Origin of the sequence: Serratia plymuthica NBRC 102599, from assembly GCF_001590925.1 — a bacterium.
Classification (GTDB): domain Bacteria; phylum Pseudomonadota; class Gammaproteobacteria; order Enterobacterales; family Enterobacteriaceae; genus Serratia; species Serratia plymuthica.
In genome coordinates this window covers 139572-161340 of record NZ_BCTU01000024.1, presented here as the reverse complement: position 1 = coordinate 161340, position 21769 = coordinate 139572, and the positions used below count along the sequence as shown (strand labels likewise).

Here is a 21769-nt window from a genome sequence, read left to right as displayed (position 1 = left end):
GGCTGGCACGCGGCCTGACTGAGCCATGCCTTTGATGTTAAGGAGCTATAAATGAATATTCGCCCACTGCTGTTAGGGCTCCCGCTGTTACTGACCGGCTGTTCGACGATGTCCAACTTCTCTTGGTCGAGCCTGTCACCGTTTAACTGGTTCGGCAGCAGCCTTGAGGTCAGCGCCAAGGGCGTTGGCGATCTCAACGCCGGCACCCCGATGTCGGAAAGCGCGATCAACGACGGGCTGAACGGCGATTATCGCCTGCGCGGCGGCATGGCCACCGACAAGGGCCAGATTGTTTCTTACTACCAGGCGATGGACGGCAATGACGTGAAGCTGGTGATCACCGGCGAGCCCAAGGGCAACGTACAGCGTGTGGCCGTGATGGACAGCAAAGTGGCCACCGAGTGGGGCAATAAGCTCGGCACGCCGTTCAGCGATATGTACGGCAAGGCGTTTGGCGCTTGCAAACCGGCCGACGGCGACGACGCAGGCAAGGTGGAGTGCGTGGCGGAGCAGAGCAAGTACGTCACCTACATCTTCAGCGGCAAATGGGCCGGCCCGCAGGACATCATCCCGCCGGACGACACGCTGAAAAGCTGGACGGTCAGCAAGATCATCTGGCACGCCAAACCGCAGTAAGCCTGACACAGTGTTCGGGGCGAATATATTCGCTCCGACCCTCACCGGGCGCAGCCGGCAACGCTGCAGCTTGAAAAGCGACGAGTAACCCTATTTTCTTTGCGTTCCGTTAAGGCAATCTTGCACGCATGCGTTATTATATCGCGCATTTGTAACAGGAAACCCAAGCCTGTTACCCGATTGCGATACTGAGGATAACGACATGACACAGGTTCAGAGCGGCATTTTGCTGGAGCACTGCCGTTTCGCCATTTTTATGGAAGCTACCGTACAGGGCGAATTCGCTGATTTGCGTCAGGGCTGCAAGCAGTTTTGCCAGCGGCTTATTGAGTTGCAGCAGCAGTTCCCGGATGCGCATTTGGGGGCGGTCATCGCCTTTGGCTACGACGTCTGGCACGATCTGTCCAGCGGCCAGGGGGCAAAAGAGCTGAAGCCGTTTACCCCGTTGGGCAAAGGGCTGGCGCCAGCCACCCAGCGCGATTTGTTGATCCATATCCAATCCCTGCGTCATGACGTTAACTTCTCGCTGGCGCAGGCGGCGCTGGCGGCGTTCGGCAACGCCATCAAGATTGAAGAGGAAACCCACGGCTTCCGTTGGGTGGAGGAGCGCGATCTGAGCGGCTTTATCGACGGTACCGAAAACCCGCAGGGCGACCAACGCCCAGAAGTGGCGGTGATTGCCGAAGGCGAAGAAGACGCGGGCGGCAGCTACGTGCTGGTGCAGCGTTACGAACACAATCTGCGTCAGTGGCAGCGCTTCACCACCGAGCAGCAAGAACAGATTATCGGCCGCACCAAGCACGACAGCGAAGAGCTGCCGTCGGATCAGCGGCCAGAGACGTCGCACGTCAGCCGGGTTGATCTGAAAGAAGACGGCAAGGGTCTGAAAATTCTGCGCCAAAGCCTGCCTTACGGCACCGCCAGCGGCAAGCATGGGCTCTATTTTATCGCCTACTGCGCACGTCTGCATAATATCGAAAAACAGCTGCTGAGCATGTTTGGCGATCTGGACGGCAAACGCGATGCAATGCTGCGTTTTAGCCGTGCGGTGACCGGCAGTTATTACTTTGCCCCTTCGTTGACGCGCCTGTTGTCACTTTGATGCCCTCATCGGGGCCGGCCATGTCGGCCCCGGTACGCTTTTCCCGCCCCAGCGAAACCGCTCCGCTCCTGCCTTATAGCGTTTGATGCTTGAAAATCACTAAACGGTATATAAAAGCGTTACAGCTCCGCGCCTAGTTATAAATACACTGGTCATCAATAAGGCGAAAGCCTGAAAGATTGACTCAGTGAGCTAAGGTGCAGAATGAAACAAATCCGGGTTAAAAATATCGTGCTGAAAGGATGGTTGGCAGCGGCTCTGTTAGCCAGCGGCACCGTCTCGGCAACTGAATTGCTGAACAGCTCTTATGACGTTTCCCGTGAATTGTTTTCCGCACTGAATCCTGGCTTTGAACAGCAGTGGAACCAGCAGCATCCGGGCGACAAGCTGACCATCAAGCAGTCCCACGCCGGTTCTTCCAAGCAGGCGCTAGCTATCCTGCAAGGGTTACGCGCCGACGTGGTGACTTACAATCAGGTGACCGACGTGCAAATCCTGCATGAACGCGGCCAACTGATCCCGGCCGACTGGCAGGCCCGTTTACCGAACAACAGCTCACCGTTCTATTCCACCATGGCTTTCCTGGTGCGCAAGGACAACCCAAAAGGTATCCACAGCTGGAACGATCTGGTCCGTGACGACGTGAAGCTGGTGTTCCCGAACCCGAAAACCTCCGGCAATGGTCGTTACACCTATTTGGCCGCCTGGGGCGCCGCCAGCCAGGCCGACGGCAACGATCAGGCCAAAACCCGCGCCTTCATGACCCGTTTCCTGAAAAACGTGCTGGTGTTTGACACCGGCGGTCGCGGCGCGACCACCTCCTTTGTGGAACGTGGCCTGGGCGACGTGCTGATCAGCTTTGAGTCGGAAGTAAACAACATCCGCAAGCAGTATGGGGAAGACAAATACCAGGTCATAGTACCGCCGGTCGATATTCTGGCGGAGTTCCCGGTGGCCTGGGTGGACAAAAACGTGGAAAAGAACGGCACCGAACAGGCAGCCAAAGACTACCTCAATTATCTCTACAGCCCGGCGGCCCAACAGGTGATCACCAGCTTCTACTATCGCGTTTACGACAAAAAGGCGATGGAAGCGGCGAAGGGCCAGTTCCCGGACACCAAGTTGTTCCGGGTGGAAGATCAGTTTGGCGGCTGGCCGCAGGTGATGAAAACGCATTTCTCCACCGGCGGCGAGTTGGATCAACTGTTAGCGGCAGGGCATAAGTAATGTTGTCGTTGTCCAGTAAACGGGTTTTGCCCGGATTCGGCCTCAGCCTGGGGAGCAGTCTGTTTTACACCTGCCTGATTTTGCTGCTGCCGCTCAGCGCGCTGGTCATGCAATTGGCGCAGATGAGCCTGGCGCAATACTGGGAAGTGATTTCCAATCCGCAGGTGGTGGCGGCCTATAAGGTGACGCTGCTGTCGGCGGGCGTCGCCAGCCTGTTTAACGCGGTGTTCGGCATGCTGATGGCCTGGATCCTGACCCGCTACCGTTTTCCCGGCCGTACGCTGTTGGATGGCCTGATCGATCTGCCGTTCGCGCTGCCGACGGCGGTGGCCGGCCTGACGCTGGCGGGGCTGTTCTCCACCACCGGTTGGTATGGCCAATGGCTGGCGCATTTCGACATCAAGGTGACCTTCACCTGGCTTGGGATCGCGGTGGCGATGGCGTTTACCAGCCTGCCGTTCGTGGTGCGCACCGTTCAACCGGTGCTGGAAGAGTTAGGGCCGGAATATGAAGAAGCGGCCGAAACCCTGGGCGCAACCCGCTGGCAGAGTTTCCGCCGCGTGGTGATCCCTGAGCTTGCGCCGGCGCTGCTGGCCGGCACGGCGATTTCCTTTACCCGTAGCCTGGGTGAGTTTGGCGCGGTGATCTTTATCGCCGGCAATATCGCCTGGAAGACCGAAGTGACGTCGCTGATGATCTTTGTGCGTTTGCAGGAGTTCGACTATCCGGCGGCCAGCGCGATTGCTTCGGTGATCCTGGCGGCGTCGCTGCTGTTGCTGTTTAGCATTAACGTTCTGCAGAGCCGCTTCGGCCGACGCATCGGGGGGCACTGATGGCTGATATCTCTGAGTTCAATGGCGTCGAACGCCCGCGCGTCAACTGGGGCAAATGGACGCTGATCGGCATCGGCGTGCTGTTCTCGGTGCTGCTGCTGGTGGTGCCGATAATGTCGATTTTCGCCGAGGCCTTTTCCAAAGGCGTTGGCGCGATGTGGAGTAACCTGGTCGATCGCGACATGCTGCACGCCATCTGGCTGACGGTGTTGATCGCGTTGATCACCGTGCCGTTCAACCTGATTTTCGGCACGCTGCTGGCGTGGCTGGTGACGCGTTTCACCTTCCCGGGCCGCCAGTTGCTGCTGACCTTGGTCGACATTCCGTTTGCCGTTTCACCGGTGGTGGCGGGGCTGATTTATCTGCTGTTTTACGGCAGCAATGGCCTGTTGGGCGGTTGGCTGGATGCACACAATATCCAGGTGATGTTCTCCTGGCCGGGCATGGTGCTGGTGACCATTTTCGTGACCTGTCCGTTCGTGGTGCGCGAACTGGTGCCGATGATGCTCAGCCAGGGCAGCCAGGAAGACGAGGCCGCCATTTTGCTGGGTGCATCCGGCTGGCAGATGTTCCGCCGCGTTACCTTGCCTAACATCCGCTGGGCGCTGTTGTACGGCGTGGTGCTGACCAACGCGCGCGCCATCGGCGAGTTCGGTGCGGTGTCTGTGGTGTCCGGTTCTATTCGCGGCGAAACCTTCAGCCTGCCGCTGCAGGTGGAGTTGCTGCAACAGGATTACAACACCGTCGGCTCCTTTACCGCCGCTGGGCTGTTGACCCTGATGGCGATCATTACCCTATTTTTGAAGAGTGGCCTGCAATGGCGTCTGGAACGCCAAAATGCGCGCCTCGAGCGGGAGGAAAATCATGAGCATTGAGATTAGCGGTATCAACAAATTTTTCGGTCGTACCAAGGTATTGAACGATATCTCGCTCGATATTTCCTCCGGTGAGATGGTGGCGCTGCTGGGGCCTTCCGGCTCCGGGAAAACCACGCTGCTGCGCATTATCGCCGGGCTGGAAAGCCAGAGCGGCGGCAAGCTGGGCTTCCACGGCACCGACGTCAGCCATGTGCATGCACGCGATCGCCGCGTGGGCTTCGTGTTCCAGCATTACGCGCTGTTCCGCCATATGACGGTGTTCGACAATATCGCTTTTGGTCTGAGCGTGCTGCCGCGCCGTGAGCGCCCGAACGCTGCGGCGATTAAACAGAAAGTGACCCAATTGCTGGAAATGGTGCAGCTTGGTCATTTGGCCAACCGTTACCCGTCGCAGCTTTCCGGCGGCCAGAAGCAGCGTGTGGCGTTGGCGCGTGCGCTGGCGGTAGAGCCGCAAATTCTGCTGCTGGACGAACCCTTCGGCGCGCTGGACGCGCAGGTGCGCAAAGAACTGCGCCGCTGGCTGCGTCAGTTGCACGAAGAGCTGAAATTCACCAGCGTGTTCGTGACCCACGATCAGGAAGAGGCGATGGAAGTGGCCGATCGCATCGTGGTGATGAGCCAGGGCAATATTGAACAGGTTGGTTCACCGAATGAAATCATGCGTGAACCGGCCAGTCGCTTCGTGTTGGAGTTTATGGGCGAAGTGAACCGCCTGAGTGGCGAAATCCGCGGTTCGCAGCTGTTTGTCGGTGCGCACCAGTGGCCGCTGTCGTTCCAGCCGATGCATCAGGGCAGCGTCGATCTGTTCCTGCGGCCGTGGGAAATGGAAGTGGGAACCGAGAGCAGCGAGCGCTGCCCGTTGCCGGTGCAGGTGCTGGAAGCCAGCCCACGCGGCCACTTCTGGCAGTTGATCGTACAACCGATCGGCTGGCATCAGGAGCCGATCAGCGTGGTGCTGCCAGAGGGCAACCAACCCCCGGTGCGCGGCGGCCGTTACTATGTTGGCAGCCTGAATGCGCGTCTGTATGCCGGCGATCAACTGCTACAACCTGTTGCGTTAGCCAAAAGCGCCTGATAGTTTTTAGCGGCCAATATTATTTTAAAGGCAACCCCAGGGTTGCCTGAGGTTGATGACAAAGTTGTTTTTGAGTCCGAGATACCCGGGCCTAGCGCACCGAGGGGCGCTCCGGCGGCAAGCCGCTACGACCCCTTCGGCACGCTCTCCCTAATAATCGGCTTTGTCAGCAGTCTGAGGCAACCCCAGGGTTGCCTTTTTACATTCCGCACTCCAACAGACAGGCAAAGATCGTGACAACGCTCGAACAATGCATCGGCAATACCCCGCTGGTAAAAGTACAACGTCTGGCCGCAGGACTGGGCAGCGAGGTCTGGCTCAAACTGGAAGGCAACAACCCGGCGGGTTCGGTAAAGGATCGCGCCGCGCTGGCGATGATCCAACAGGCGGAACTGCGCGGCGAAATACAACCCGGCGACAAGCTGATCGAAGCCACCAGCGGCAACACCGGCATTGCGCTGGCCATGATCGCGGCGCTGAAAGGCTATTCCCTTAAGCTGCTGATGCCGGAAAACATGAGCCAGGAACGCCAGGCGGCGATGCGTGCCTATGGTGCAGAGCTGATTCTGGTCAGCCGTGAACTGGGGATGGAAGGCGCGCGCGATCTGGCGCTGGAAATGCAGCGTGAAGGGCAGGGCAAGGTGCTGGATCAATTCAATAATCTGGATAACCCTTACGCCCACTTCACCACCACCGGCCCGGAAATCTGGCAACAGACCCAGCAGCGCATTACGCACTTCGTCTCCAGCATGGGCACCACCGGCACCATTACCGGCGTAGGCGGTTACCTCAAGAGCCAAAACCCGCAGGTGCAAATCATTGGCCTGCAGCCGGCGGAGGGCAGCAGCATCCCCGGCATCCGCCGTTGGTCACCGGCCTATCTGCCGGGCATATTCCGCCCGGAGCTGGTGGATCAGGTTCTGGATATCCAGCAAACCGATGCCGAGCAGACCATGCGCCAGCTGGCTCAGCGCGAAGGCATTTTCTGCGGCGTCAGTTCCGGCGGCGCGGTGGCCGGCGCATTACGCATTGCTGCGGCGAACCCAGGCAGCGTGATTGTGGCGATTATCTGCGATCGCGGCGATCGTTATCTCTCCACCGGCGTTTTTGACTGAAGGTTATTCCCTTTCCAACGCATGTATCGGATCCATCCCGGCGGCGCGTTTCGCCGGGAAAAAGCCGAAAATCACCCCGATCAGCGTCGAACAGACAAACGCGGCGACGATCGAGGCTCCGGAATAGATCATGGTGAAGTTACTGCTGAATTGGCTGAACAGCACGCCGATCCCCAGCGACAGCAGCACCCCCAATGCGCCGCCCAGCAGGCACACCAGCACCGCCTCGATTAAAAACTGTTGCATGATATCCCCGGCGCGAGCGCCTACCGCCATGCGCACGCCGATTTCGCGCGTGCGCTCGGTGACCGACACCAGCATGATATTCATCACCCCAATGCCGCCCACCACCAGCGAGATCAGCGCGATCATCGACACCAACAGCGTCAGGGTAGCCGTGGTTTTCTCAATGGTTTGACGGATGCTGTCGGTGTTCATGACGAAGAAATCCTTGGTGCCGTGGCGTTGGCTCAGCAAACGGGTGACGCCGTCTTCGGCGCTGCCGAGATCAACATCGTCGTTGACCCGCACGGTGATGCTCTTCAGGTAACTTTGGCCCAGCATGCGTTTCATGACGGTGGTGTAGGGGATCCAGACGTTCAGGTTTTCATCGCTGCCGAAGCCGCTCTGCTTTTTGGCGGCCACGCCGATAATCCGGCACGGCAGCGAACCGAGCAGGATCACTTCGCCGATCGGGTTGGCCCCGTTGGGGAACAGCTTATTGCGGGTATTCTCGTCGATCACCGCTTCCTGCATCAGGTTGTCGACGCTGTGACGGTTAAATGCCATGCCGCTGTCGATGCTGTAGCCGCGCACCAGAAAATATTGCTCGCCTACGCCATTGACCGTACCGCTGACCGACTGATTGCCATAGCGAAAAGTGGTGCTGCTGGACAGCGTCGGCGTCACGCTGTGGACGTATCCCTGCTGTGCCAGCGCGTCGGCGTCGGTGGCGCGCAGCGTCTGGATCGCCGCAGAGCGCATATCGCCGAAATCCTTGCCCGGGTAGATTTCCAGCGTGCTGGTGCCCATGGCATTGATGTTCGCCAGCACCTGTTGTTGCGAACCTTTGCCCAGCGCCACCACCGACACCACCGAAGCGATGCCGATGATAATGCCGAGCATGGTCAGCAGAGTACGCAGGCGTTGTGACGCCATCGCCAACACCGCCATTTTGAAGGCTTCGTAAAAGCGGTCGCGCTGCGATTGCCAGCGGCTGCCGGCACTTTCAGGCACCTTCGGCAGCAGCGCGTTGGTCTGGGCGGTTTTTTGCCGATCGGCGACAACTTCGCCGTCGCGCAGCTCAATAATGCGTTGAGCATGTTCGGCGATCTGCATGTCATGGGTGACGATCACCACTGTATGACCGCGTGCATGCAGGTCTTTCAGAATGCTCAGCACTTCTTGTCCGCTGTGGCTGTCTAGCGCGCCGGTCGGTTCGTCCGCCAGGATCACTTCCCCGCCGTTCATCAACGCCCGGGCGATACTGACGCGTTGCTGCTGGCCGCCGGAGAGCTGGCTGGGCCGGTAGTTCAGACGGTCCGCCAGCCCGAGTCGCTGCAACAGATCGGCGGCACGCTGGCGGCGTGCGGCGCGTTGACGCCCGGCGTAGACCGCCGGCACCTCGACGTTGTCTTGCGCGGTGAGTTCCGCCAGCAGGTGATAGCGCTGGAAGATAAAACCGAAATGCTCGCGGCGCAGTTCGGCCAGGCTGTCGCGATCCAACCGCCCGGTGCTGCGCCCGGCAACCTGGTAATCCCCTTCGCTGGGGCGATCCAGGCAGCCAAGAAGGTTCATCAGCGTCGATTTACCGGAGCCTGAAGCGCCGACGATCGCCACCATTTCGCCCTGGCCGATGGTGAGATTGATATTGTTCAGCACCGTCACGCGTTGTTCGCCGGCCTGAAAATGGCGGCTGATGCCGCGCAGTTGCAACAGAGGAGGTGGGTTCATCAATCACATCCCCATCGGCGGCGGGCCCATGCGCCGCGTGCTGCTTTGCGTCGCCGCGCTGACCTGGCTGACAATCACTTTTTCGCCGGCCAGCACACCGCTGATGATCTGCGCGTCGACGTTGTTATTGATGCCGACCTTCACCGGGCGGCGGGCGATATTGCCCTGTTCGTCCACCACCTGCACCCAGTCGCCCTGTAACGCGGTGGCGGGGATCACGACTGCGCCTTTCGCCTTGTCCAGCACGATATACACCTGCGCGGTCATGGAAATGCGCAGCGCGCCGTCGGGGTTCGCCACGTCGAACAGGCCGTTATAGTAAATCGCGGTGCTGGAGGTGGAAGAACTGCTGGAACTGCTGCTGGAGCTCGACGTGGTGGTCTCATCATTGATCGAGTCGGGGGCGGGCTCTATCGCCCGCAGCGTGGCGCGGTAGCGTTTGCCCGGTTCGCCGAGAATGGTGAAATAGACCGGCATGCCGGTTTTCACCTTCACCACGTCGGCCTCGGAAATCTGCGCTTCGATGGTCATGGTGTCCAGCCGGGCGACTTTGACGAGGGTCGGGGCGCTTTGCACCGCATTCACCGTCTGCCCTTCTTCAACCGGCAGCGCGACGATGGTGCCGTCGATCGGGGAGGTGATTTTGGTATAGCCGAGGTTGACCTGCGCAGTATTCACCGCGATCTGCGCCTGCACGATCTGCGCGTCCAGTGCGTTGATGTCGGCGCGGGTGGCCTCCAGCGTGGCTCTGGCGCTGTCAAAATCCGCCTGCACGCCGACGCCGCGCGCCACTATGGCCTGTTGGCGCTGATAGGCGAGCTGATTGTTGCGCAGCGCCGCCAGTTTTGAGGCACGCTGCGCCTGTACGTTCTTCAATGCCGCTTCTGCGTCCCTCAGCGAGTTCTGCTGGGTTAAATCGTCGATCTCGGCCACCAGTTGCCCTTTATGCACCTTATCGCCCAGCGCCACGCGCAGGGCCTTTATCTGGCCGGAGACCTGCGCGCCGACGCTGACCTGTTTTTGCGCTTCAATGGTGCCATCGGCCAGCACGGTTTGTTCCAGATCGCGCGTTTGCGCTACCGCAGTGATATAACGGGGCGTTTCGGCGGTGCCTTGCGCTCTGAAGTAGAGAAATAAGGCGATAGCAGCCACAATAACAGTGGGCAACAGATAGCGTTTTGAGCGTTGAAACGATGGCATGACGAAGAGGTTCCCTGGCATAAAAGCGCGGCAAAAATCTATTTGCACTAATTTAGCGCGCCCTCGGCCAGGCTGCGGTTAAGTGGCGTTCAGGAATGTGTAAGGATTGAGTAAAACCGGCTGCGAAGCAGGCAAATAGGCGTAAAAATGACGAAAATCCGCGAAGGAGCAAGGCATGAAAATTTTATTGGTCGATGACGACCTGGAGCTTGGCACCATGCTGAGCGAATACCTGACCGGCGAAGGGTTTAACGCCACGTTGGTGCTGACCGGCAAGGCCGGGGTAGAAGGCGCGCTATCGGGCGAGTATACCGCGATGATCCTCGACATCATGCTGCCGGACATGAGCGGTATTGATGTGCTGCGCGACGTGCGTAAAAAAAGCCGTATGCCGATCATCATGTTGACGGCCAAAGGCGACAATATCGATCGGGTTATCGGCCTGGAGATGGGCGCCGATGACTACATGCCCAAGCCGTGCTATCCGCGTGAACTGGTGGCGCGCTTGCGCGCAGTGTTGCGCCGTTTCGACGAGCGTCCGGAAGAAGTGGATGACGAGATTGCCATCAGCTTCGGTGAATTGACGCTTAACCCCTCAACCCGCAGCAGCGAATGGCGCGGCAAGGCGTTTGATCTGACCGCTTCGGAGTTCAACCTGCTGGAACTGCTGTTGCGCGCGCCGGAGCGTGTGGTGTCCAAGGACGAGCTGTCGGAAAAAGGATTGGGGCGCCCACGTGAAGCCTATGACCGCAGCGTTGACGTTCATATCAGCAACATCCGCCAGAAACTGGGCGCGCTGACGGACAACATGCTCAGCATTGAAACGGTGCGCAGCATCGGCTACCGCATCAGGTAATGCCCATGCGCGGAAGACTATTCTGGAAAATTCTGCTGGGTTTCTGGCTCACGTTTATCATCATGACCCAGGCGCTGTGGGTCGCTTTTTCCCTGTACGGCGATCGCTATGAACCCCCGGAAAATGCCGTGGCCCGGCGGCTTATCAATCTGCAGTTGGCAACGGCCGGCACTTTGCTGCGCAGCGGCGGCGAGCCCGCCCTGGAAGCCATAATGCAAGACTGGTCGGACGATGACCGGCGTTTTTTGTCGGTAACCCCGATGGCGCATCCGCCTGCGACGGTGGAGGGGCCTTTCGAGGTTCGCCGCATGCCGGAAAATATCACGGCATGGGTGCAAACGGGGAACAATAGCGGCTATCTGTTGAATTATGATGTGCGCACTCTGCGCGAACAATACCGTCCTAGCAAGCGTTCGCATTTCTTCAATATTCCGGCGCCGATGCTGTGGGTGGGCGGACTGGGTGGGCTGCTGTTCAGCGCCGTGCTGGCCTGGAACCTGACCCGGCCAATGCGCAAATTGAGCGCCGGTTTTGATCGCGTGGCGCAGGGGGATTTGTCCGTGCGGCTGTTCCCGGCGATGCGCCGGCGGCATGATGAGCTTTCTGAAGTGGCACGCGATTTCGACACCATGGCCGAAAGGCTGGAACTGCTGGTCAGCGCTCGCGAGCAGTTACTGCACGATGTCTCGCACGAACTGCGCTCACCGCTTGCCCGGCTGCAGTTGGCCATCGGGCTGGCGCGGCAGAATGACGGCAACGTTGAGAGCTCGTTGCAGCGAATAGAGCACGAAGCGGGGCGGTTGGACAAGATGATTGGCGAGTTGCTGGCGCTGTCGCGCGCCGAGAGCAACAGCCTGCCGGACGAGGAGTATTTCGATCTTTACGGGCTGGTGGATGCGGTGGTCAACGACGCACGCTACGAAGCGCAGATCCCCGGAGTCGAGATCGTGTTGCAGGCCAGTTCTGACGTGGAGTACACCGTCAAAGGCAATGCCGAACTGATGCGGCGCGCGGTGGACAACATCGTGCGTAACGCATTGCGTTTCTCCAGCCACGGGCAGCGGGTCACAGTGGTGCTGACGCGTATCGACCAATTGTTCCAGATCGAGGTCAGCGATCAGGGGCCTGGGGTGGAAGAGGCAAAGCTTTCCAGTATTTTTGATCCGTTCGTTCGGGTGAAATCGGCGATGTCGGGCAAGGGTTATGGGCTGGGGCTGGCGATCACCCGCAAGGTGGTGCTGGCGCACGGCGGCCAGGTTGATGCGCGCAACGGCGAGCAAGAGGGGTTAATCATTACCCTCCGGATCCCGCGTTGGGGGTAAAGCCATGCAGTTTGTGGGTAATCATGTTGATTTGGAATTATACTTTGCTATTCTTGGTTAACGCGACATAAAAACTTGGAATATGGTGTTTTTATGGTTTAAGTTAGCGTGATAATGATGTCGTTATGAGTTGATTTGATCACAGCTTAGCGGAGACAACATGAACCCAACGATTTGGCCAGTAAAACAGCGCGAACAGCAGTGCTACCTTTCTGACTCGAGCATTTGGAATGAGTTTGTTTTTCGTGGTGACGACATCATTATCGCTTCATCACCTAAAGCGGGCACGACGCTGACACAACAAATTGTGGCCCAACTGGTGTTTAATGGTGATGAGAACGTAGCTATTGCCGATATTTCACCCTGGTTGGATTTTCGCCTTCCAGGTCGACAAATCCTGCTTGAGTTATATGAGCAACAGCAGCATCGGAGGATCATAAAAACGCATCTTCCGGTCGATGCATTGGTGTATTCGCCGAAGGCCAAATATATCTATGTCGCTCGTGACGGGCGCGATTGCGCCTGGAGTCGGCATAATGTGGAATTAAACCTTAGCGAACAATTTCGTCAAGGGCTCGATAATGCCGAAGGGCAGATCGCCAAGGCTCCGCCACAAGCGGCTGTGGACGTTAAACAATACTGGCAGCAGTGGTTAAACCTAGAGGGTGAGGCTTTTTGGCTGAATATCAAAAGTTGGTGGTCGATTCGCCATCTGCCCAATTTACTGTTGTTGCATTTTAACGATATTAAGCAAGATACGCCCGGTACCATCAGACGAATCGCCAGGTTTTTAGAGATCCCCATTCAAGACGCGCATTGGCATGACATTGTACTGCATTGCTCGTTTGACTGGATGAAACAGAATGGGGAAAAGGTTGCACCAATGAACGGGAGTTTGTGGCAGGGCGGCGGCAATACATTTATCAATAAAGGTGTAAATAAGCGTTGGGCAGAGGTGCTGTCCGCACAGGAATGCGCCGACTATGAGGCGAAAGCGAATCATGAGCTTGGTGAAGCCTGCGCGCATTGGTTGATCAATGGGGGTTGGCAAGCTCGCGAGGAGTGATTTTTCGCGGCAAGAATGACGTAAAAAAAACGGCGCACTGGGCGCCGTTTGTCTTTCACATTCGCAATTACTTCTTGATGCGGATGATCGGGGTTTCACCAACGATTACGGTACCGGACAGTTTGATCAGTTCTTTGATCTCGTCCATGTTGGAGATAACAACCGGCGTCAGGATAGACTTGGCTTTCTCTTCCAGCAGTGCCAGGTTGAACTCGATAACCACGTCGCCTTTCTTGACGCGCTGGCCTTCTTCAGCGATGCGTTTGAAGCCTTCGCCTTTCAGTTCAACGGTGTCGATACCGAAGTGGACAAACAGCTCGATGCCGCTGTCGGATTCGATAGAGAAAGCATGGTTGGTTTCGAAAATTTTACCGATAGTGCCGTCAACCGGGGCAACCATTTTGTTGCCTGTCGGTTTGATGGCAATACCGTCGCCAACGATTTTTTCAGCGAAAACTACGTCAGGTACATCTTCGATGTTAACGATTTCGCCAGAAAGTGGAGCTACGATCTCGATAGTGCCCGTGTCTTTCTTGTCATCAGAAACCAGAGATTTCAGTTTATCGAACAAACCCATGATCTTCTCCTAAGCATTAAATTGGGCGGCGTTCCAGTGTCGTGGAAGTTTAGCAGAGCGTTTTTTCTTCGATGAATTTATTCACGCAATTCATCAGGTCTTGCGCCGTTGGCTGTGCCAAGGCTTGCGCTGCCAACGCCTTCACATCTTCGAAATTCGTATTACGAATAATTTTCTTGATGCGCGGGATTGAAATCGCACTCATGCTGAACTCATCCAGCCCCATGCCCAATAACAACAGTGTAGCACGCTCATCGCCAGCCAGTTCACCGCACATGCCGGTCCACTTGCCTTCTGCGTGAGATGCATCAATGACCTGTTTGATCAGGCCAAGCACTGATGGGGACATCGGGTTATAGAGATGAGAAATCAGCTCGTTGCCGCGATCTACCGCCAGAGTATACTGGGTTAGATCGTTTGTCCCAATACTAAAGAAGTCGACTTCTTTCGCCAGATGGTGGGCAATCACCGCCGCAGCTGGTGTTTCCACCATTACGCCCACTTCAATTGTTTCGTCGAACGCCTTGCCTTCTTCACGCAACTGCGCTTTCAGCGTCTCGAGTTCGCCTTTCAGATCGCGTACTTCTTCGACGGAAATGATCATCGGGAACATGATGCGCAGCTTGCCGAACGCGGAGGCGCGCAAAATGGCGCGCAGCTGGGCGTGCAGGATTTCTCTGCGGTCCATGGCGATACGGATGGCGCGCCAGCCGAGGAACGGGTTCTCTTCTTTCGGCAGGTTCATGTACGGCAGGTCTTTGTCGCCGCCGATGTCCATGGTGCGGACGATCACGGCTTGTGCGCCCACGGCTTCCGCAACGGCTTTATAGGCCTGGAACTGCTCGTCTTCGGTTGGCAGCGAGTCGCGGTCCATGAACAGGAATTCGGTACGATACAGGCCGACACCTTCAGCGCCATTGCGCTCTGCACCCGCGACGTCGCGCACGGTGCCGATGTTGGCGCAGACTTCAACCTGATGGCCGTCCAGCGTAATCGCCGGCAGATCTTTCAGCTTGGCCAGATCGTTTTTCTCGGTAACGTACTGGGTCTGTGCGGCTTTCAGCTGATCGATAACGTCAGCGGTTGGGTTAACGTAAATTTTATTGTTAACCGCGTCCAGAATCAGGTAATCGTCGTTCTTCACCTGCTTGGTTACGTCGCTGGTGCCTACGATTGCCGGCAGTTCCAGGGAGCGCGCCATGATAGAGGTGTGCGAAGTACGGCCGCCGAGATCGGTGATGAAGCCCAACACTTTGTCCAGGTTCAACTGTGCGGTCTCAGACGGGGTCAGATCGGTTGCAACCAGGATCACTTCGTCCTGGATGGAGCTCAAATCGACGATAGCCAGGCCCAGAATGTTCTGCAGCAGGCGTTTACCGATGTCGCGTACGTCAGCCGCACGTTCTTTCAGGTATTCATCGTCCAGCTCTTCCAGCGCTTTCGCCTGGCCTTCAATGATGGTGTAGGCTGCCGCATCGGCAGAAGCCAGATCGTCTTTGATAAGGGCTATGATTTCCTGCTCAAGCTCTTCGTCTTCCAGCAGCATGATGTGGCCTTCGAAGATGGCTTCTTTTTCTTCGCCGAAGGTTTCGCCAGCTTTGGTCTTGATCGCTTCCAGCTGTTCGGACGCTTTGGCGCGGCCAGCCAGAAAACGCGAGACTTCCTGCTCTACATGGTCTGCAGAGATTTTCTTCCGGTTGATGACAATTTCATCTTCTTTCAGTAGGAGAGCCTTACCAAAAGCGATACCCGGTGATACTAAAATGCCTGAAATCATAACCCTACCTTACTCTTGACTGGTTTTAACTAAAAAGACGGGCCGATTACTCAAGCTCTGCCATCAGTTTTACCAAGTGCTCAACGGCTTTCTGGTCGTCTTCACCTTCAGCAGAGATGGTCACTACGGTCCCTTGGGTCAGCCCCAGAGTTTGCAGTTTGAACAGGCTCTTGGCGCTGGCGCTTTTACCGTTGGAAGTCACGGTGATGTCAGATGTGAAGCCTTTGGCTTCTTTAACGAACTGAGCGGCAGGGCGAGTGTGCAGACCATTCGGAGCGGTAATAGTAACTTCTTGCTGGAACATTGATGTTTCCCCAACTTATTGGTGTGTTGTGGAGCTAAAGTTTAGCCCAAGGGTATTACTTTAGCTTGTCTGGTTAGCGCCTGACTATGGTACAGGGGCGAGTATTGATGCAACAGAAAACGACGAATTTGGCCCTTCAGATCAAAAAAAATTGGCTTCTGCCGTCGTTTCAATCAGCTCTCCATTATGCCGTGTTTAACGCAGCTGCGACAAACGAGTAAATCGATTCAGCTTAAAACATGGGGCGGAGGGTGATTAATTTTGTGCATCGAAATAATGCACCGTTAAATACTAAAGCTGGCGGGTAAAATCAATCTTCAACTGCTATAAACTTTGATCCAGTCCACAAAAAAGCACCCCGAAAGGTGCTTTTTTAGCTATTTGTGCACAGCTGGCACTACTGTTGCAATTCTTGCTCGGTGAACAAATCGGCAAACAATGCAGTGCTCAGGTAGCGTTCACCGGAGGATGGCAGAATCACAACGATGGTTTTGTCGGCGAAGTCGGCTTCTTCTGCGATTTTCACCGCTGCCGCCACGGCCGCCCCGGAGGAAATGCCCGCCAGAATGCCTTCTTCGTCCATCAGACGGCGCGCCATGCTGATGGCTTCGTCGTTGGTGATTTGTTCTACGCGGTCAACCAGATCGAGATCCAGGTTACCGGGGATAAAGCCTGCGCCGATGCCTTGAATCTTGTGCGGGCCCGGTTTGATTTCTTCACCGGCCAACGCCTGCGTGATCACCGGGGAATCGGTAGGCTCTACCGCCACGGTGGTGATCGCTTTGCCTTTGGTGTTTTTGATGTAGCGGCTGACGCCGGTCAGCGTACCGCCGGTGCCGACGCCTGAGATGAAAACGTCGACCTCGCCATCGGTGTCTTCCCAGATTTCCGGGCCGGTGGTTTTCTCATGAATGGCGGGGTTAGCCGGGTTGCTGAACTGCTGCAAAATGAGGTAACGCTCCGGATCGGTAGCGACAATTTCTTCCGCCTTGGCGATGGCGCCTTTCATGCCTTTTGCGCCTTCGGTCAGCACCAGGTTGGCCCCCAGCGCTTTAAGCAGCTTGCGACGCTCGATGCTCATGGTTTCCGGCATGGTCAGCGTCAGTTTGTAGCCGCGTGCGGCGGCGACGAAGGCCAGAGCGATACCGGTGTTGCCGCTGGTCGGTTCTACCAGTTCTTTGCCGGCGACCAGGATGCCGCGTTTTTCTGCGTCCCAAATCATATTGGCACCGATGCGGCATTTAACGCTGAAGCTTGGGTTGCGTGATTCAACCTTGGCCAGAATGCGTCCGTTGCCGATACGGTTCAGACGAACCAGCGGCGTATGGCCGATCGTTAATGAGTTGTCTTCGTATATCTTGCTCATAGCCCGTCCTTTAACTCTATGAAAATGTGGGGAACATCGAAAGCATACGCTAACAGTACCGGCAGGGAAGTAAAGAATTGGTATATCGATATGTTATTAGGAAATAAGTTTTAAGCACAACGATAAGGGCGCAAATTGCGCGCCCTGTCGAAGAATTAATCGTAATGCGGGGAATGAAACGGCTCAGGAACGAACGAATTGTGTACGGTAACGGTCGACCCACATGGCGGTGGCGCCGCAAACCGCGACCGGCAGGATCACCAGATTAAGGATGGGGATCATGGTGAACAGGCTGACCATCGCGCCAAATTGCAGGTTGTCGGTTTTGTGCTGACGCAGCGCACGACGCATATCGGCAAAGCTCACCTTATGGTTATCGAAAGGGTAGTCGCAATATTGGATCGCCAGCATCCAGGCGCTGAACAAAAACCACAGCACCGGCGCCACCGTTTGGCCGATCCCCGGAATGAAATAGAGTATCAGCAACAGCAGAGCACGCGGCAGGTAGTACGCCAGTTTGCGCCATTCACGCGCCATGATGCGCGGCAGGTCCTTCACTATGCCGAAGATGCCGGTGTCCGGCAGTGGCTTGCCGGTCAGGCTGCCCTCCAGATGTTCGGCCAGCAGGCCGCAGAAGGGTGCGGCAATCAGGTTGGTGAGGGTACTGAACAAATAGCTGAATACCAGCAGGACGGAAATGACCGCCAGCGGCCACAGCAGATAGCTCAGCCACTGCAGCCAGTTGGGCACGTGGCTCATCATGCTGGGGATCCAATCGCCCAGTTGGCTGAACAGCCACCAGAAAGCGGAGCCCATCAGCAGCACGTTGACCAGCAACGGCAGGACGACATAGCGTTTAATCCCCGGGCGCGAAATCAGGCGCCAACCTTCGGCAAAATAATGAAAGCCGCTGGTGGAGTGAGAAGGTGACTGCGTATAGGACATATCTTAAGTTATCTCGTTGTCTGAACAGGCATCGCTATCATATCGGGATGATTTTCTACTGGCTAGGGTGTCATTGGCTGAAAAAACAGCAAAAAAAGGCAGTATAATCATCTTTATTGGCATAAAGTTCAGCACGGACTTGCACTTGTGTGCTCGGGCAAATAGAGTTAAAGAGTGAATGTTTGCCGCGGTGGCAATGTATTGGAACAACAGAGATAGCAATGATGCAGGATTTGCGTCTGATATTAATCGTTGTTGGCGCGATCGCCATAATAGCGTTGTTATTGCACGGTCTGTGGACCAGTCGCAAAGAACGCTCGTCGCTTTTCCGCGATCGCCCAGCCAAGCGTTCTAAAAAAGAACGTGAACAATCCCCGATCGACGATCTCGATGAAGGCGTGGGAGAGGTGCGTGTACGCGCCGTCAACCCGCACGATGAGCCGTCGTTTGGTCATTTTGATGCCGCACGCGAAGAACCCGTGGTTGCGCCGAAGCCTGCTCCGGCGGCCGAGCTTACGCCACGTGCCGTTCAACCGGCTGCTCATCAGTCTCCGCCACCGCTGTCTCAGCGGCCGGATTATGATGACATCCTGCTGGACAACTACGCGCAGGACGCAGACGACGAGCCGCAGCAACCTGCGCCGCGCCGTGAACCGCGCGTTGACGATCTGCCGCCTGTGGCGACTGCAGCAGAGCCGGCGTTCCGCGCCGAACCTGCGCATCAGCCGCAGCCGGAAGTGAAACCAGCGGCGGTGGAACCTCAGCCGGCTCCGGCAGCCATTAAACCGGCAAAACTGAAAGAAACCGTACTGGTGCTGCACGTTACCGCACATCAGGGTGGCGTGATCGGCGGCGAAGTTCTGCTGCAGAGCGTGCTGCAAGCGGGCTTCCAGTTTGGCGCAATGGGGATTTTCCATCGCCATATCAGCCCGGCAGGCAGCGGCCCTGTGCTGTTCAGCCTGGCGAATATGGTCAAGCCGGGATCTTTTGATCCCGACATGATGTCCGATTTCTCCACGCCGGGCGTGTCGATGTTCATGATGGTGCCGTCTTATGGCGACGCTAATCAGAACTTCAAGCTGATGCTGCAGTCGGCACAGCGAATCGCCGACGACGTGGGCGGTGTGGTGCTGGACGATGAGCGCCGTATGATGACCCCGCAGAAGCTGGAAACCTACAAAGCGCGCATCCGCGAAGTGTTGGAAAGCAACGCCTGACCGGTAGCGACGCGCACTGAATATCCGTAACAACAAAGCCCCCGCTTGCCGGGGGTTTTTTATCTTTGATGGTGAGCCATGGAATCGATAATCCAACAAATCAATCAACTACGAACCTCACTGCGCCATCACGAATACCAATATCATGTGCTTGATGCGCCGGAAGTGCCGGATGCGGAATACGATCGTCTGATGAATGAGCTGCGTGAGTTGGAAAACGCGCACCCGGAGCTGATCACCGCCGATTCGCCGACCCAGCGCGTGGGCGCCGCTCCGCTGGCGGCGTTCGATCAGGTGCGGCATGAAGTGCCGATGCTGTCGCTGGATAACGTATTCGACGAAGAAAGCTTTCTGGCGTTCTACAAACGCGTACAGGATCGCCTGAAGAGCAGCGATCCGCTCACTTTCTGTTGCGAGCTGAAACTGGACGGTCTGGCGGTCAGCCTGCTGTACGAAGACGGCGAACTGGTGCGTGCGGCCACGCGCGGCGACGGCACCACCGGTGAGAACATTACCTCCAATGTGCGTACCATCCGCGCCATCCCGCTGCGTCTGAGCGGCGACAATATCCCGCGTCGGCTGGAAGTGCGCGGCGAAGTGTTTATGCCGCAGGCCGGCTTCGAGCAGATGAACGAAGAGGCGCGTCGCAAGGACGGCAAGATATTTGCCAACCCGCGTAACGCCGCCGCCGGTTCTATCCGCCAGCTCGATCCGCGCATTACCGCCAAACGCCCACTGACCTTTTTCTGCTATGGCGTTGGTCTGTTGGAAGGCGGCGAGCTGCCGCGCAGTCACTGGCAGCGCCTGATGCAGTTTAAAAACTGGGGCTTACCGGTCAGCGATCGCGCCAAATGCTGCACCGGCAGCGACGAAGTATTGGCTTTCTACCGCCAGGTGGAGCAGGACCGCGCGCAGCTCGGATTCGATATCGACGGCGTGGTGGTCAAAATTGATGATATCGATCTGCAGGAAACGCTTGGCTTTGTGGCGCGAGCGCCACGTTGGGCGACGGCATTCAAGTTCCCGGCGCAGGAACAAATTACCGTGGTGCGCGAAGTGGAATTCCAGGTTGGGCGTACCGGGGCGATAACGCCGGTGGCGCGACTGGAACCGGTGCAGGTTGCCGGCGTGATCGTCAGTAACGCCACGCTGCACAATGCCGACGAGATCGAACGTTTGGGCCTGCGCATCGGCGATACGGTGATCGTGCGCCGTGCCGGTGACGTGATCCCGAAGGTGGTCGGGGTGATTGAGGATCGCCGTCCGCAGGACTCGCGTGAAATAGTGTTCCCACTGCATTGCCCGGTCTGTGGTTCCGATGTGGAGCGGGTTGAAGGCGAGGCGGTAACGCGTTGCACCGGTGGGCTGATCTGCGCCGCGCAACGTAAAGAAGCGCTGAAGCACTTCGTTTCCCGGCGCGCGATGGACGTCGACGGCATGGGCGACAAGATCATCGAGCAACTGGTAGAAAAAGAATATGTGAAGAATCCGGCCGATTTATTCCGCCTGTCCGCAGGTATTCTGACCGGGTTGGATCGCATGGGGCCGAAGTCGGCGCAGAACCTGGTCAACGCGCTGGAGAAATCCAAGCGGACCACCTTTGCCCGTTTCCTGTATGCGCTCGGCATCCGCGAAGTGGGCGAGGCCACGGCGGCCAACCTGGCGGCGCACTTCGGTGAGCTTTCAAAGCTGTACGCCGCCGATATCGACGCGTTGAAACAAGTTCCGGACGTCGGTGAGGTGGTGGCGAAGCATGTGCGTCATTTCCTCGACGAAGAGCTTAACCAGAAGGTGATCGACGAACTGATTGGCGCCGAGATTGGCATCAACTGGCCGGAAGTGGTGGTGGTAGCGGCGGAAGAGATCGACAGCCCGTTTGCCGGTAAAACCGTGGTGTTGACCGGTTCGTTGAGCCAACTTTCACGCGATGAGGCTAAAGATCGTTTGACGGCGCTGGGCGCCAAGGTCAGCGGCAGCGTCTCGAAAAAGACCGATCTGGTGATTGCCGGCGAAGCGGCCGGCTCCAAGTTGGTGAAGGCGCAGGAATTGGGCATTGCAGTGATCGATGAAGCGGAAATGATCCGCCTGCTGGGTGTCTGATGGAAAAAGAGAATCTGATCGAGATCGCCAATACCCTGATGCCGTTTGGCAAGTACCAAGGGCGGGCGCTGATTGACCTGCCTGAAGAGTATCTGCTGTGGTTCGCCCGCAAAGGCGAGTTCCCCAACGGCAAACTCGGCATGCTGATGGAAATGACGCTGGCGATTAAAATCGAAGGGCTTGACCACCTGGTCAAGCCGTTAAAAAAGAGTTGAACAGA

The 21769-nt window shown here is 57.1% G+C and carries 20 protein-coding genes; 13 read left to right on the top strand and 7 right to left on the bottom strand.

The window, feature by feature from the left end:
- The first annotated feature begins 51 nt into the window (after window positions 1-51).
- The 7 genes from SPL01S_RS17030 (at window position 52) to cysM (ending at window position 6866) form a co-directional block, all read left to right on the top strand.
- Complete coding sequence (locus tag SPL01S_RS17030; protein ID WP_037433439.1) at window positions 52-636, top strand: RpoE-regulated lipoprotein; 585 nt, start codon at window positions 52-54, stop codon at window positions 634-636.
- A 202-nt stretch (window positions 637-838) separates the two neighbouring features.
- Window positions 839-1738 (top strand): Dyp-type peroxidase, encoded by a 900-nt coding sequence (locus SPL01S_RS17025; RefSeq protein WP_004947716.1) that lies wholly within the window; start codon window positions 839-841, stop codon window positions 1736-1738.
- A gap of 204 nt (window positions 1739-1942) precedes the next feature.
- Window positions 1943-2965, top strand: a complete 1023-nt coding sequence (locus SPL01S_RS17020) for a sulfate ABC transporter substrate-binding protein (RefSeq protein ID WP_062868196.1) — start codon at window positions 1943-1945, stop codon at window positions 2963-2965.
- Window positions 2965-3798 (top strand): sulfate/thiosulfate ABC transporter permease CysT, encoded by an 834-nt coding sequence (gene cysT, locus SPL01S_RS17015; RefSeq protein ID WP_062868195.1) that lies wholly within the window; start codon window positions 2965-2967, stop codon window positions 3796-3798. Before SPL01S_RS17020 ends, cysT begins: the two co-directional genes overlap by 1 nt.
- Window positions 3798-4673, top strand: a complete 876-nt coding sequence (gene cysW, locus SPL01S_RS17010; RefSeq protein WP_063201454.1) for a sulfate/thiosulfate ABC transporter permease CysW — start codon at window positions 3798-3800, stop codon at window positions 4671-4673. Before cysT ends, cysW begins: the two co-directional genes overlap by 1 nt.
- A complete protein-coding gene (cysA, locus tag SPL01S_RS17005) occupies window positions 4663-5751 on the top strand; it encodes a sulfate/thiosulfate ABC transporter ATP-binding protein CysA (RefSeq protein ID WP_063201451.1) in 1089 nt (362 codons plus the stop codon). Before cysW ends, cysA begins: the two co-directional genes overlap by 11 nt.
- 233 nt (window positions 5752-5984) lie before the next feature.
- Window positions 5985-6866, top strand: a complete 882-nt coding sequence (gene cysM / locus SPL01S_RS17000; protein WP_004947698.1) for a cysteine synthase CysM — start codon at window positions 5985-5987, stop codon at window positions 6864-6866.
- A 3-nt stretch (window positions 6867-6869) separates the two neighbouring features.
- Here cysM and SPL01S_RS16995 read toward each other — a convergent pair whose 3' ends face one another.
- Complete coding sequence (locus SPL01S_RS16995) at window positions 6870-8819, bottom strand: MacB family efflux pump subunit (RefSeq protein WP_063201447.1); 1950 nt, start codon at window positions 8817-8819, stop codon at window positions 6870-6872.
- A gap of 3 nt (window positions 8820-8822) precedes the next feature.
- A complete protein-coding gene (locus tag SPL01S_RS16990; protein ID WP_063201444.1) occupies window positions 8823-10019 on the bottom strand; it encodes an efflux RND transporter periplasmic adaptor subunit in 1197 nt (398 codons plus the stop codon).
- A gap of 175 nt (window positions 10020-10194) precedes the next feature.
- Between SPL01S_RS16990 and SPL01S_RS16985 the strand changes: the two genes are divergently transcribed.
- The 3 genes from SPL01S_RS16985 (at window position 10195) to SPL01S_RS16975 (ending at window position 13263) form a co-directional block, all read left to right on the top strand.
- Window positions 10195-10875, top strand: coding sequence for a response regulator transcription factor (locus SPL01S_RS16985; RefSeq protein WP_004947692.1), 681 nt, complete (start codon window positions 10195-10197; stop codon window positions 10873-10875).
- Between the two features lie 5 nt (window positions 10876-10880).
- Complete coding sequence (locus tag SPL01S_RS16980) at window positions 10881-12197, top strand: ATP-binding protein (protein WP_063201441.1); 1317 nt, start codon at window positions 10881-10883, stop codon at window positions 12195-12197.
- Window positions 12198-12357: 160 nt separating this feature from the next.
- Window positions 12358-13263 carry a sulfotransferase domain-containing protein gene (locus SPL01S_RS16975; protein WP_063201438.1) on the top strand — a complete coding sequence of 302 codons (906 nt, stop codon included), beginning with the start codon at window positions 12358-12360 and terminating at the stop codon, window positions 13261-13263.
- A 67-nt stretch (window positions 13264-13330) separates the two neighbouring features.
- On the opposite strand, the gene crr is transcribed toward SPL01S_RS16975, so the two are convergent.
- The 5 genes from crr to cysZ form a co-directional block, all read right to left on the bottom strand.
- The gene (crr, locus tag SPL01S_RS16970) at window positions 13331-13840 is read right to left on the bottom strand and encodes a PTS glucose transporter subunit IIA (RefSeq protein WP_004947686.1); all 510 of its coding nucleotides are present in this window, start codon (window positions 13838-13840) and stop codon (window positions 13331-13333) included.
- 49 nt (window positions 13841-13889) lie between these two features.
- Entirely contained in the window at window positions 13890-15617 is a 1728-nt protein-coding gene (gene ptsI / locus SPL01S_RS16965; RefSeq protein WP_004947683.1) for a phosphoenolpyruvate-protein phosphotransferase PtsI, read from the bottom strand.
- A 46-nt stretch (window positions 15618-15663) separates the two neighbouring features.
- Entirely contained in the window at window positions 15664-15921 is a 258-nt protein-coding gene (ptsH, locus tag SPL01S_RS16960; protein ID WP_004947679.1) for a phosphocarrier protein Hpr, read from the bottom strand.
- A gap of 397 nt (window positions 15922-16318) precedes the next feature.
- Window positions 16319-17287, bottom strand: coding sequence for a cysteine synthase A (gene cysK / locus SPL01S_RS16955; protein ID WP_004947678.1), 969 nt, complete (start codon window positions 17285-17287; stop codon window positions 16319-16321).
- A 183-nt stretch (window positions 17288-17470) separates the two neighbouring features.
- Window positions 17471-18232, bottom strand: a complete 762-nt coding sequence (cysZ, locus tag SPL01S_RS16950; protein ID WP_063201435.1) for a sulfate transporter CysZ — start codon at window positions 18230-18232, stop codon at window positions 17471-17473.
- Window positions 18233-18453: 221 nt separating this feature from the next.
- Here cysZ and zipA point away from each other — a divergent pair, with 221 nt between their 5' ends.
- From zipA to SPL01S_RS16935, 3 genes are all read left to right on the top strand, one after another.
- Entirely contained in the window at window positions 18454-19449 is a 996-nt protein-coding gene (gene zipA, locus SPL01S_RS16945) for a cell division protein ZipA (protein ID WP_063201431.1), read from the top strand.
- Window positions 19450-19527: 78 nt separating this feature from the next.
- Complete coding sequence (gene ligA / locus SPL01S_RS16940; RefSeq protein ID WP_063201426.1) at window positions 19528-21549, top strand: NAD-dependent DNA ligase LigA; 2022 nt, start codon at window positions 19528-19530, stop codon at window positions 21547-21549.
- Window positions 21549-21764 (top strand): DUF3820 family protein, encoded by a 216-nt coding sequence (locus SPL01S_RS16935; protein WP_004947672.1) that lies wholly within the window; start codon window positions 21549-21551, stop codon window positions 21762-21764. The genes ligA and SPL01S_RS16935 overlap by 1 nt, the downstream gene beginning before the upstream one ends.
- Window positions 21765-21769 lie beyond the last annotated feature (5 nt).

What these genes read in the sequence shown, in the direction of transcription:
- SPL01S_RS16935 (WP_004947672.1), top strand. Translation starts at nt 21,549, where the DNA reads ATGGAAAAAGAGAATCTGATCGAGATCGCCAATACCCTGATGCCGTTT.
- cysK (WP_004947678.1), bottom strand. Translation starts at nt 17,287, where the DNA reads ATGAGCAAGATATACGAAGACAACTCATTAACGATCGGCCATACGCCG.
- cysT (WP_062868195.1), top strand. Translation starts at nt 2,965, where the DNA reads ATGTTGTCGTTGTCCAGTAAACGGGTTTTGCCCGGATTCGGCCTCAGC.
- SPL01S_RS16975 (WP_063201438.1), top strand. Translation starts at nt 12,358, where the DNA reads ATGAACCCAACGATTTGGCCAGTAAAACAGCGCGAACAGCAGTGCTAC.
- ptsI (WP_004947683.1), bottom strand. Translation starts at nt 15,617, where the DNA reads ATGATTTCAGGCATTTTAGTATCACCGGGTATCGCTTTTGGTAAGGCT.
- cysZ (WP_063201435.1), bottom strand. Translation starts at nt 18,232, where the DNA reads ATGTCCTATACGCAGTCACCTTCTCACTCCACCAGCGGCTTTCATTAT.
- SPL01S_RS16995 (WP_063201447.1), bottom strand. Translation starts at nt 8,819, where the DNA reads ATGAACCCACCTCCTCTGTTGCAACTGCGCGGCATCAGCCGCCATTTT.
- zipA (WP_063201431.1), top strand. Translation starts at nt 18,454, where the DNA reads ATGATGCAGGATTTGCGTCTGATATTAATCGTTGTTGGCGCGATCGCC.
- SPL01S_RS16990 (WP_063201444.1), bottom strand. Translation starts at nt 10,019, where the DNA reads ATGCCATCGTTTCAACGCTCAAAACGCTATCTGTTGCCCACTGTTATT.
- SPL01S_RS16985 (WP_004947692.1), top strand. Translation starts at nt 10,195, where the DNA reads ATGAAAATTTTATTGGTCGATGACGACCTGGAGCTTGGCACCATGCTG.
- cysA (WP_063201451.1), top strand. Translation starts at nt 4,663, where the DNA reads ATGAGCATTGAGATTAGCGGTATCAACAAATTTTTCGGTCGTACCAAG.
- ligA (WP_063201426.1), top strand. Translation starts at nt 19,528, where the DNA reads ATGGAATCGATAATCCAACAAATCAATCAACTACGAACCTCACTGCGC.
- cysW (WP_063201454.1), top strand. Translation starts at nt 3,798, where the DNA reads ATGGCTGATATCTCTGAGTTCAATGGCGTCGAACGCCCGCGCGTCAAC.
- crr (WP_004947686.1), bottom strand. Translation starts at nt 13,840, where the DNA reads ATGGGTTTGTTCGATAAACTGAAATCTCTGGTTTCTGATGACAAGAAA.
- SPL01S_RS16980 (WP_063201441.1), top strand. Translation starts at nt 10,881, where the DNA reads ATGCGCGGAAGACTATTCTGGAAAATTCTGCTGGGTTTCTGGCTCACG.
- SPL01S_RS17030 (WP_037433439.1), top strand. Translation starts at nt 52, where the DNA reads ATGAATATTCGCCCACTGCTGTTAGGGCTCCCGCTGTTACTGACCGGC.
- ptsH (WP_004947679.1), bottom strand. Translation starts at nt 15,921, where the DNA reads ATGTTCCAGCAAGAAGTTACTATTACCGCTCCGAATGGTCTGCACACT.
- SPL01S_RS17025 (WP_004947716.1), top strand. Translation starts at nt 839, where the DNA reads ATGACACAGGTTCAGAGCGGCATTTTGCTGGAGCACTGCCGTTTCGCC.
- SPL01S_RS17020 (WP_062868196.1), top strand. Translation starts at nt 1,943, where the DNA reads ATGAAACAAATCCGGGTTAAAAATATCGTGCTGAAAGGATGGTTGGCA.